We start from the raw sequence: 9,637 nt of genomic DNA, 5'->3' as shown, positions 1-9,637 counted from the left end.
CAGGGGGCGCGGCCGGGCCGTCGTGGCCCGGCTCCAGGGGCTGTGCCGACGGGGAGGAGCTGGACGCGAGCGTGCGGCTGCGCACCCGGTACAGGCCGGTGTCGAGGTCGTCGGCCTTCTCCAGGTGCACCTTGATGGGGCCCATGAAGGTGTACCGCTGCTGCTTCGCGTAGTCGCGGACCAGGCCGGCGAGCTCGTCGCCGAGCTGCCCCGAGTAGGGCCTCAGGCGCTCGTAGTCCGGCGTGCTGAGCTCCACGATGAAGTCGTTGGGGACGACCGTGCGGTCCCGGTTCCAGATCGTCGCGTTGTTGTCGCACTCGCGCTGGAGGGCTCCGGCGATCTCGACAGGCTGGACCTCGGACTTGAAGACCTTGGCGAAGGTGCCGTTGACCAGGCCTTCGAGACGCTGCTCGAACCGCTTCAGGACTCCCATCGGGCACCTCCTCCGTCGTTGCCGTCCTGGTACTGCTTACTGATCGTATCCACGCGTCGGGAAATCGGCTGGTTCCCCTTCTCTGCCCTGTGGATAAGTGTCACCTCTCACATCTCCCACACGGATCGTAGAGGCGCCCTGTGGACAGTGTCCCGCACCCTGCACGGAGCGGGGGTGTGCGGGGCGAGGGCGCCCGGATTCGGCCCCTGCGGCTCGGGTGCCGGGCGGGGCCGCGGGCCTGCGGCTGCGCCGGGTGGCGGTGCGGCGGGCCCGGCGGTCGCCTGCGGATGCCGGGCGGTGGCCGTGGGCTCGGGGGGAGCCGACGGTCGTCGGTTCCGATCCGGCGGATGCCTGGGGTCGCCTGCGGGGCGGTGGCGCCCGGTGCCCGGGCGCGCGGGTGAGGCAGAAGCGCGCGGCCCGGCGGCGGAGGCTGCGGGGCGTTCCTGGACGGGGCGCAGGCCGGCCGGATCGGGCCTCATCGGTCGGCCGTCCGATGTCGCGCGGGAGCGCGCCGCCGGGCACCGGGTGGTGCAGGCGCGGAAGGGCCGGACCCGGTGCCACGCCGCAGGTGACTGCGGGCTGCGGCTGTCGCGGTCCGCCGCGGGTGCGCGAGCAGGGCCCGGTCGGTGGTGTGCGGTCGGTGGGGTGCGGTGCGCCAGGTCCGGTGCGTGGCGCCGGCGGTCCACTCCGAGGCGCCGTGTACGGGGCCGGTGGTCGACGCCCGGGCGCCGTCCACGGGCTGCGGCACCGGGAGCGCGGCCACGGGACGGGGGATGGGCGCCGCGTGCGGGCTCGGCACCGGGGTTGTCACCTTCCGGCCATGACCTCCCGCGGACCGCGGGGCACCGGGGCTGTGCGGGCGTGGGCGCGGTTTCCCGGGCGCCCTCCGGGCACCGGGCGCCGCGTTCCTGCTGCCGCACGTCTCCCCGCACCTCTCTGGTCGCGGCCGGCCCCGGTCGGGGGTGTCGGCGCCTGCCGGTGCCGGGCCTCTCCCTACCTCCTTGTTCGCCTGCCGGGCCCCCGAAACAAACGGATGTGAACCCACCCGCCGTGGCGTGCTAATCTTCAGATGTCGCCAGGCGGTCGCACCGAAAAGGTGAAGGCCGGAGGCGGCAACACCCAAATGCGCGGGTGGCGGAATAGGCAGACGCGCTGGATTCAGGTTCCAGTGCCCGCAAGGGCGTGGGGGTTCAACTCCCCCCTCGCGCACAACGCGGAAGGGGCGGCATCGCAAAAGCGATGCCGCCCCTTCCGCTTTTCCTGTGCCCGGATGCTCTGTCCCGTCCTGATGCATGGCGGTGGCCTCCGCGGCGCGCCGCCGGGATGCCGGGTGATCGGCGCCGACCGGCCTCGGTCCGATCACGACGCGAGGCCATCGACGGGAGGCCGTCCCCGCGGTTGTCCACAGGGGGAGACGGGAGCAGGGGCGGAAGGTACCTTCTGGGTTCAACGACGGCGGGCGGGTGATCGGCCCAGTAAGGACCGGGGGGCTCATGGACGACGGGATGCGGGTTGCCGTGCCGGCTCAGCGTGCGGGCGCCGGCCCCACCGGCGGCGACGCGGCCGGTGGCGCACGGATTCCCGCAGTGCCGGGATTCGCGCAGCGGCAGTACGGGACGTACGCGGAGGGCGGCAGCGCAGGGCCCAAGGCACGCGGCAAGGCCCTGCGCGAACGGGTGCCCCGGCGGTCGCACGACGTGCTGGTCGTCGGCGCGGGGCGGCCGGACGCTGTACGCGCGGTGGAGGAGTCGAACCGCGGCCGGGTGCCGGCACTCGCGCCGATACGAGCGGGCAGGATGGCGGCGACGCCGTTCTCGTTCCTGCGCGGGGCGGCCGGGCTGATGGCCCACGACCTGGCGGAGACGCCGGTCACGGGCGTGGGCGCCCAGATATGCGGCGACGCGCATGCGGCGAACTTCGGGCTGTACGGCGACCAGCGGGGGCGGCTGGTCATCGACCTCAACGACTTCGACGAGACCGTCGTCGGCCCCTGGGAGTGGGACGTCAAGCGGCTCGCCGCCTCGCTCGTACTGGCGGGGCGTGAGGTCGGCGCGGCCGAGGACGTGTGCCTCGCGGCGGCGTACGACGCGGTGGGCGCCTACCGCCGGACCATGCGGCTGCTGGCCAAGCTGCCGGTGCTCGACGCCTGGAACGCCATCGCCGACGAGGAACTGGTCTCCCACACGGACGCACGGGACCTGCTCGGCACCCTGGAGCGGGTCTCCGAGAAGGCCCGGAGGAACACCAGCGCCCGGTTCGCCGCCAAGGCCACGGAGCCCTGCGAGGACGGGCACCGGCGGTTCGTCGACGCGCCGCCCGTGCTGCGGAGGGTCCCGGACGCGGAAGCGGCCGCTGTCGCGGGTGCGCTGGGGCCGTACCTGGAGACCCTGCCGCCCGACCGCAGGCCGCTCCTGGCGCGGTACGCGATCCACGATGTGGCGTTCCGCGTCGTCGGTACCGGAAGCGTGGGCACCCGGTCGTACGTGGTGCTGCTCCTCGACCACCGCGGGCAGCCGCTGGTGCTCCAGGTGAAGGAGGCCCGCCCGTCGGCGCTGCTGCCGTACCTGCCGGCGGCCGGGTTCGCCGGAGACGTTTCCGGGGAACCGGACGGCGGGCACGAGGGGCGGCGGGTCGTCCTCGGGCAGAAGCGGATGCAGGTCGTCAGCGACAGCCTGCTCGGATGGACCACGGTGGAGGGCCGCCCGTACCAGGTGCGGCAGTTCCGCAACCGCAAGGGAAGCGTGGACTCGTCGGCGCTGGCGGCCGACCAGATCGACGACTACGGGCGGATGACCGGGGCGCTGCTCGCCCGAGCGCACGCCCACAGCGCGGACCCCCGGCTCATCGCGGCGTACTGCGGCAAGGGCGACGAACTGGACGCCGCCGTGGCGCGGTTCGCCGTGGCCTACGCCGACCGTACGGAGGCGGACCACGCGGACCTGCTGGCCGCCGTGCGGAGCGGCCGGGTCCGCGCGGAACTGGGGGTGTGACGGGGAGCGGGCGGCCGCCCGTAGTCTGGTCCGGTGACGACCCCGAGCGACGACGTGAACGGCACCCCCGCCCCGCACGAGCCTGAGGCCGACAAGGGCTCCGGGGCCGCGGAGGCCCCTGAAACGCCCCCGGCCCCCGAGGCCGCGGCGGCGCCCGAGGCGCCTGAGGACATGGAGGCGCCTGAGGCTCGGCTGGCGCGGGCAGTGCGGGCGGCAGAGCAGGCGCTGATCGAGTTCGAGATCGCGGTGGAGACCTTCCGCATCGAGGTGGAGAACTTCTCGCGGCTGCACCACCAGCGGCTCGGGCCGGTGTACGCGCGGCTGGAGGAACTGGACGCGTTGATCGCGGAGGCACGGGCCGAGCGCACCGGGGACCCGGAGGACCTGCGCAGGGCGCAGGAGCTGCGGGCCGTGGTCATGCCGATGCCCGAAGTCGACGAACTGTTCCACCACTGGGTCGACTCCGAGGGGCTGTCCCCCGAGGCCGCGGCCATGCTGAACGAGCAGTCCGTGCAGGCACCCCCGAGGGTGCGGCCCGGTGACGAGGCGCGTCGTCTCTACCGGGAGCTCGTGCGCAAGGCGCATCCGGACCTGGCGACGGAGGACGCGGAGCGGGCGCGGCGCGACGAGTTCCTCACCCGTGTGAACGCCGCGTACGCCCGCGGCGACGAGGCGCTGCTGCGCGAGCTGGCGGACGAGTGGGACGCGGGGCCCGCCCCGGTGGCGGCCGACGTCAGCGAGAGCGAGCAGCTCTACGCCCGTCTGGACTGGCTGGCGCAGCGCAAGGAGCTGCTGGCGGCGCTCGCGCGGGAGCTGGAGGAGGGGGCTATCGGTTCGATGCTGCGGCTGGCGCCCGACGACCCGGACCGACTGCTCGACGAGGTGGCCGAGCAGTTGCTCGCCCAGGTGTCCGAGCGCGAAGCGGAGCTGGCGGGGCTGCGCGCTTCCTGAGCCCACCGGTCAGCTCCTGCGGAGGGGCGGTGGCCACGGGCCCCCGGCGCCGCGGGGTACTGGGCTCGGGATGCGATGCTGGCAGGGGCGCCGGTGCGGTGTCACCGGTGCTCGACCAGCTTCCTGCCGCGTTGTACACGAGAGAAGGCCCGATCCATGAATTTCGCCCCGCTGCCGACCGTGGACGTCGCGTCCGTGCCGGCCGACGCGCTGCTGCTGGACGTCCGGGAGCACGAGGAATGGACCGCCGGGCACGTCGAGGGGGCCCTGCACGTGCCGATGAGCGACTTCGTCGCCCGCTTCGGTGAGGTGACCGAGGCGGTGGCGGAAGGGCGCCGCGCCTATGTGATGTGCCGGGTCGGCGGCCGCTCCGCGCAGGTCACCCAGTACCTGGTGCAGCAGGGCATCGACGCGGTCAACGTCGACGGCGGCATGATCGCCTGGGAGGCTGCCGGGCGCCCGATGACGACGGAGCACGGGGCCGCAGCCGTCGTGCTGTGACCCACCCCGCCGGCCCCTGGCGCAGGGGCCGGCTCGGGCGTCCGGAGCAGCGCTCAGCGGTCGAAGTCGAGCTCCACCTCGGCAGTGAGCGGATGCGACTGGCAGGCCAGTACGTAGCCCGCCTCCGTCTCCTCCGCCTCCAGCGCGTAGTTGCGGTCCATGCGGACCTGGCCGGATACCAGGAAGGCACGGCATGTGCCGCAGACCCCGCCCTTGCACGCGTACGGCGCGTCGGAGCGGGCACGCAGCACGGTCTCCAGCAGTGTCTCGCCCTCCTCGACCGGCCAGGTGCCGGAGCGTCCGTCGAGCGTCGCCGTCAGCGCGGAGTGCGCGGCCTCTCCCGGAAGGCGCGTGCGGACCGTCGCGGAGCCGTCGTCCACATGGAAGATCTCCTGGTGGACACGGCCCTTCGGAACCCCCAGCGCTTGCAGGGCGCGTTCGGCGCCCTGCACCAGGCCGAGCGGGCCGCACAGGTACCAGCCGTCGACGTCAGCCGGCGGCAGCAGCGCGGGGAGCAGTCGGGTCAGGCGCTCCTCGTCGAGGCGCCCCGACGGCAGACCTGCCTGCTGCTCCTCGCGGGACAGCACCGTGACCAGCTGGAACCGTTCGGGGTGGCGGTCCTTCAGGTCCGCGACCTCGTCCAGGAACATCGTCGACGCGGCGGTGCGGTCACTGCGCACGAGGCAGAAGCGCGCTTCCGGCTCGCGATCGAGCAGGGTCGCCGCCATCGACAGGACGGGCGTGATGCCGCTGCCGCCGACGACCGCCGCGAAATGCCCGGGGCGCGGCTGCAGCAGGAACCGGCCCATGGGCTCCATGACCTCGACGGTGTCCCCCACCGCGAGCTCCTTGAGCGCGTACGTGGAGAACTCGCCGCCGTCGACCAGCCGGATGCCCACGCGGAGCACCGGATCCGCCCCGGGCGGTACGGCGCGGGAGCAGATCGAGTAGGTGCGGCGTATCTCCTCGCCGCCGGCCGTCACCCTGCGCAGGGTGACGTGCTGGCCCGGCGTGTGGCGGAACGCGTCGCGCAGCCCCTCGGGGACCGCGAAGGTGACGGCCACGGAGTCGTCGGTGAGCCGCTCGACCTCGCTCACCCGGAGCGGATGGAACATCTACAACTCCTTGAAGTGGTCGAAGGGCTCCCGGCAGGACACGCAGCGGCGCAGGGCCTTGCACGCGGTGGAGGAGAACCTGCTGAGCAACTCGGTGTCGGTCGAGCCGCAGTGCGGGCAGCGGATGGCGAGCCCCAGCGGGACCGGGCCGTCGGCTGCCTGCCGGCGGGGTGGTGCGATACCGAACTCGGTGAGCTTGCGGCGGCCCTCGTCGGTGATGTCGTCGGTGGACCAGGCGGGCGAGAGCACCGTCACCACGGAGACGTCGGCTATGCCGTGCTCGCGGAGGACGCGCTCGATGTCCGCGGACATCGCCTCGATGGCCGGGCAGCCGGTGTAGGTGGGGGTGAGAGCGACCCTCACCCGGCCGGGCGCGAGGACCTCCACGCCGCGCAGCACGCCCAGTTCCTCCAGGGTCAGCGCGGGCAGTTCGGGGTCCGGTACCGAGCCGGCGAGCCGGCTCAGTTCCTCCTCCAGCGGGGTCGTGGTCACCATGTCGCCCCCGGGTGGCTGCGGTGCAGGTGCTGCATCTCGGCGAGCATCCGCCCGAACGGCTCGGTGTGCACGCCCTGGCGTCCGGCGCCCGCGCTCCACGCGGTCAGCCGCGGCCCGTCGGGCACCGTGAGCCCGGCGCGCGCCAGCACCGCGGACACCGACGTCAGCCAGTCGGACTCGAGCTCCGCCCAGTCGGTGTCGAGGCCCTCCACCGGCAGGAAGAGCTCCCCGGTGAAGCGCCACAGGGCGTCACAGGCCGTCTGCATCCGCGTGCGGCTCTCCGCCGTGCCGTCCCCCAGCCGCAGGGTCCACTGCTCGGCGTGGTCCTGGTGGTAGGCGACCTCCTTCACGGCCTTGGCGGCCAGGGCCGTGAGGCCGGTGCTGCCGGTCTCCGGGGCTGCGGCCAGCCGGCCGTACAGGAGCCGCTGGTAGGTGGAGAAGTACAGCTGGCGGGCGATGGTGTGGGCGAAGTCGCCGTTCGGCTGCTCGACGAGCTGGACGTTGCGGAAGGCCCGCTCCTCGCGCAGGAAGGCCAGCTCGTCCTCGTCGCCGACCAGGGAGAGCAGCACGCGGGCCTGGCCCAGGAGGTCCAGGGCGATGTTCGCGAGGGCGACCTCCTCTTCCAGTACGGGTGCGTGCCCCGCCCATTCCCCGAGGCGCTGGGACAGCACGAGGGCGTCGTCACCCAGGGCGAGGGCCGCCGACTCGATGGTTGCCGTCACAGGTGCTGCACCCCCTCCGGGATCTCGTAGAAGGTCGGGTGCCGGTACGGCTTGTCCGCCGACGGTTCGAAGAACGGGTCCTTCTCGTCGGGCGACGAGGCGGTGATCGCGGAGGACGGCACCACCCACAGGGACACGCCTTCGTTGCGGCGGGTGTAGAGGTCGCGGGCGTTGCGCAGGGCCATCTCCGCGTCCGGGGCGTGGAGGCTGCCGGCGTGGGTGTGGGACAGTCCGCGGCGCGAGCGGACGAACACCTCCCACAGCGGCCAGTCGCTGGTCGTCATGCCGTCGCCTCCCCGTTCCCGCCGGTGCCGAGCTGTCCGGTGCCGGTGCGTGCCGTGTCGTTCTGTGCCGTGCCGTGCTGCGGGGCCGTGTGCTTCGCGGCGTAGGCCGCTGCCGCCTCACGGACCCAGGCTCCCTCTTCGTGGGCGCGGCGGCGCTGCGTGATGCGCTGTTCGTTGCAGGGCCCGTTGCCCTTGAGGACCTGCTGGAACTCGGACCAGTCGATCGGGCCGAAGTCGTAGTGGCCGCGCTCCTCGTTCCACCGCAGGTCCGGGTCCGGAAGGGTGAGCCCGAGGGATTCGGCCTGCGGGACGCAGATGTCGACGAAGCGCTGGCGCAGCTCGTCGTTGGAGTGGCGCTTGATCTTCCAGGCCATGGACTGGGCGGAGTGCGCCGACTGGCCGTCGGGCGGGCCGAACATCATCAGCGACGGCCACCACCAGCGGTCCACGGCGTCCTGGGCCATCGCGTGCTGGTCGGGTGTCCCTCGGGAGAGCGCGAGCAGGGCCTCGTAGCCCTGGCGCTGGTGGAAGGACTCCTCCTTGCAGACCCGGACCATCGCGCGTGCGTAAGGACCGTAGGAGCAGCGGCACAGCGGCACCTGGTTGGTGATCGCGGCGCCGTCCACCAGCCAGCCGATGGCGCCGACGTCCGCCCAGGTGAGAGTGGGGTAGTTGAAGATCGACGAGTACTTCTGTCGGCCGGAGTGGAGCTTGTCGAGCAGTTCCTCGCGGCTGGTGCCGAGGGTTTCGGCGGCGCTGTACAGGTACAGCCCGTGGCCGGCCTCGTCCTGGACCTTGGCCATCAGGATGGCCTTGCGGCGCAGTGACGGCGCACGGGTGATCCAGTTCGCCTCCGGCTGCATGCCGATGATCTCGGAGTGGGCGTGCTGGGCGATCTGCCGGACCAGCGTGGCGCGGTAGGCGTCCGGCATCCAGTCGCGCGGTTCGATGCGCTCGTCCGCGGCGATCGCCGCGTCGAACACCGTCTCGTACGCCTGCTGAGAGTCAGCGGTCACTGCCGTCATCGGGCCCCCTACCGACCGATCGTTCGGTTGAATGACTTCAATGGTCGGTCGGCGGCCCGTATGGTGTCAACCCTGTGGATAACTGCGGGGACGACGCGGATCGGGGCGGGATGGAGTCGAACGACGAGCGGCGCGAGGGGGCGGGCGGCGCCGCCCCGCCCGGAGCGGGGACCGGGACGGCCGCGCTGTCCCTCCCGTACAAGGTCGTGGCCGGTGTCGTGGTCGTGGCGATCGGCCTCCTCGGCTGCCTTCACCTGGGGATGGTCTTCCTGCACGTCGCGCCGGCGAACACGCTGACGAAGAAGCACGGCGAGGCGGTCAACGACTGGGTCCTGCCGGAGTTCGAGCAGAACTGGAAGCTGTTCGCCCCCAACCCGCTCCAGCAGAACATCGCCGTGGAGGTCCGCGCCGAGATCACCGTCGGCGGCGAGCGGCGGTTGACGCCGTGGACGGACCTGTCCGCGCAGGACGGCGAGGCGATACGCGGCAACCCCTTCCCGAGCCACGTCCACCAGAACGAGCTGCGCCGGGCCTGGGACTTCTTCGCGAACTGGCACAACGACGAGAACCGGGCCACAGGCGTCCGCGGCGAACTCTCCGAGCGCTACATCCGCCGGATCGTGATGCTCCGACTGGAGGACATGGACCTGGGCGGGAAGGTCGAGCGCATACAGGTGCGCTCCGCGACCCGCGCCGTCGCCGCCCCGCCGTGGAGCGGCGAGAAGACCGACACCCGCCCCTACTACCGGGTCCTTCCCTGGTGGACGGTGACCGCGGCGGATCTGCCGCTCGGCGTGACCGGCGGGCGCGACGGAGAGGCGGCGCCCCGGTGACCACGAACGAACCCGGCCGCGGCTCCGGCGACGAGAGCCGTCAGACCCCGGATCCCCGTGACGACCGGGGCCCGCTGGACGCCCCCGCTCCCGGCGGCCTTCTGGGGCACCCCGCGCAGGAGCCGACCGCGCCCGGAGTGCCCTCCTGGGCGAAGGCCCCCGTCCCGGAGCCGACAGCCGCCGGGGCGTCCGTGCCCGGGGCGCCCGCCCGGTCGAAGTCTCCGGCCTCTGCGTCCGCCGGAAGCAAGAGCCCTGCCGGCGGGTGCGTGACGGCGGAGGGGCCGACGG

Annotated in this window: 10 protein-coding genes and 1 tRNA gene; 5 read left to right on the top strand and 6 right to left on the bottom strand. The window is 73.1% G+C overall.

What is annotated here, in order from left to right; translation table 11 throughout:
• A partial coding sequence (locus tag BJP40_RS15585) for a DUF3662 domain-containing protein (protein ID WP_143065953.1) occupies nucleotides 1-433 on the bottom strand: 433 nt, incomplete at its 3' end.
• Nucleotides 434-1,558: 1,125 nt separating this feature from the next.
• Between BJP40_RS15585 and BJP40_RS15580 the strand changes: the two genes are divergently transcribed.
• The 4 genes from BJP40_RS15580 (at nucleotide 1,559) to BJP40_RS15565 (ending at nucleotide 4,875) form a co-directional block, all read left to right on the top strand.
• A tRNA-Leu gene (locus BJP40_RS15580) sits at nucleotides 1,559-1,642 on the top strand.
• Nucleotides 1,643-1,938: 296 nt separating this feature from the next.
• Nucleotides 1,939-3,423, top strand: a complete 1,485-nt coding sequence (locus tag BJP40_RS15575; protein WP_071280886.1) for a DUF2252 domain-containing protein — start codon at nucleotides 1,939-1,941, stop codon at nucleotides 3,421-3,423.
• A 171-nt stretch (nucleotides 3,424-3,594) separates the two neighbouring features.
• On the top strand, nucleotides 3,595-4,374 hold the full coding sequence (locus BJP40_RS15570) for a hypothetical protein (protein WP_107416783.1): 780 nt from the start codon (nucleotides 3,595-3,597) through the stop codon (nucleotides 4,372-4,374).
• 156 nt (nucleotides 4,375-4,530) lie between these two features.
• Nucleotides 4,531-4,875: a rhodanese-like domain-containing protein gene (locus BJP40_RS15565; RefSeq protein ID WP_071266438.1), complete on the top strand. Its 345-nt coding sequence runs from the start codon at nucleotides 4,531-4,533 to the stop codon at nucleotides 4,873-4,875.
• A gap of 53 nt (nucleotides 4,876-4,928) precedes the next feature.
• On the opposite strand, the gene BJP40_RS15560 is transcribed toward BJP40_RS15565, so the two are convergent.
• From BJP40_RS15560 to paaA, 5 genes are read right to left on the bottom strand one after another with little or no spacing between them, the layout of a single operon-like run.
• Nucleotides 4,929-5,990 (bottom strand): 2Fe-2S iron-sulfur cluster-binding protein, encoded by a 1,062-nt coding sequence (locus BJP40_RS15560; protein ID WP_071280869.1) that lies wholly within the window; start codon nucleotides 5,988-5,990, stop codon nucleotides 4,929-4,931.
• The gene (gene paaD, locus BJP40_RS15555; protein ID WP_071280868.1) at nucleotides 5,991-6,485 is read right to left on the bottom strand and encodes a 1,2-phenylacetyl-CoA epoxidase subunit PaaD; all 495 of its coding nucleotides are present in this window, start codon (nucleotides 6,483-6,485) and stop codon (nucleotides 5,991-5,993) included.
• Nucleotides 6,479-7,207, bottom strand: coding sequence for a 1,2-phenylacetyl-CoA epoxidase subunit PaaC (gene paaC / locus BJP40_RS15550; protein WP_071280867.1), 729 nt, complete (start codon nucleotides 7,205-7,207; stop codon nucleotides 6,479-6,481). The genes paaD and paaC overlap by 7 nt, the downstream gene beginning before the upstream one ends.
• A complete protein-coding gene (gene paaB, locus BJP40_RS15545; protein WP_071266446.1) occupies nucleotides 7,204-7,491 on the bottom strand; it encodes a 1,2-phenylacetyl-CoA epoxidase subunit PaaB in 288 nt (95 codons plus the stop codon). The genes paaC and paaB overlap by 4 nt, the downstream gene beginning before the upstream one ends.
• Nucleotides 7,488-8,516, bottom strand: a complete 1,029-nt coding sequence (gene paaA / locus BJP40_RS15540; protein ID WP_079171203.1) for a 1,2-phenylacetyl-CoA epoxidase subunit PaaA — start codon at nucleotides 8,514-8,516, stop codon at nucleotides 7,488-7,490. The genes paaB and paaA overlap by 4 nt, the downstream gene beginning before the upstream one ends.
• 110 nt (nucleotides 8,517-8,626) lie before the next feature.
• Here paaA and BJP40_RS15535 point away from each other — a divergent pair, with 110 nt between their 5' ends.
• Nucleotides 8,627-9,349, top strand: a complete 723-nt coding sequence (locus tag BJP40_RS15535) for a DUF5819 family protein (protein WP_071266448.1) — start codon at nucleotides 8,627-8,629, stop codon at nucleotides 9,347-9,349.
• Nucleotides 9,350-9,637 lie beyond the last annotated feature (288 nt).

This window comes from Streptomyces sp. CC53, from assembly GCF_001865245.1.
In the GTDB taxonomy this organism is placed as follows: Bacteria; Actinomycetota; Actinomycetes; order Streptomycetales; family Streptomycetaceae; genus Streptomyces.
Note: the sequence above shows the minus strand (reverse complement) of the source record. Positions and strands in the feature narration are given on the sequence as shown.

Bases quoted from the DNA above. Each gene is read 5' to 3' on its own strand.
- paaD (WP_071280868.1), bottom strand. From the start codon at position 6,485: ATGGTGACCACGACCCCGCTGGAGGAGGAACTGAGCCGGCTCGCCGGC.
- BJP40_RS15570 (WP_107416783.1), top strand. From the start codon at position 3,595: ATGGAGGCGCCTGAGGCTCGGCTGGCGCGGGCAGTGCGGGCGGCAGAG.
- BJP40_RS15535 (WP_071266448.1), top strand. From the start codon at position 8,627: ATGGAGTCGAACGACGAGCGGCGCGAGGGGGCGGGCGGCGCCGCCCCG.
- BJP40_RS15565 (WP_071266438.1), top strand. From the start codon at position 4,531: ATGAATTTCGCCCCGCTGCCGACCGTGGACGTCGCGTCCGTGCCGGCC.
- BJP40_RS15560 (WP_071280869.1), bottom strand. From the start codon at position 5,990: ATGTTCCATCCGCTCCGGGTGAGCGAGGTCGAGCGGCTCACCGACGAC.
- BJP40_RS15575 (WP_071280886.1), top strand. From the start codon at position 1,939: ATGCGGGTTGCCGTGCCGGCTCAGCGTGCGGGCGCCGGCCCCACCGGC.
- paaA (WP_079171203.1), bottom strand. From the start codon at position 8,516: ATGACGGCAGTGACCGCTGACTCTCAGCAGGCGTACGAGACGGTGTTC.
- paaB (WP_071266446.1), bottom strand. From the start codon at position 7,491: ATGACGACCAGCGACTGGCCGCTGTGGGAGGTGTTCGTCCGCTCGCGC.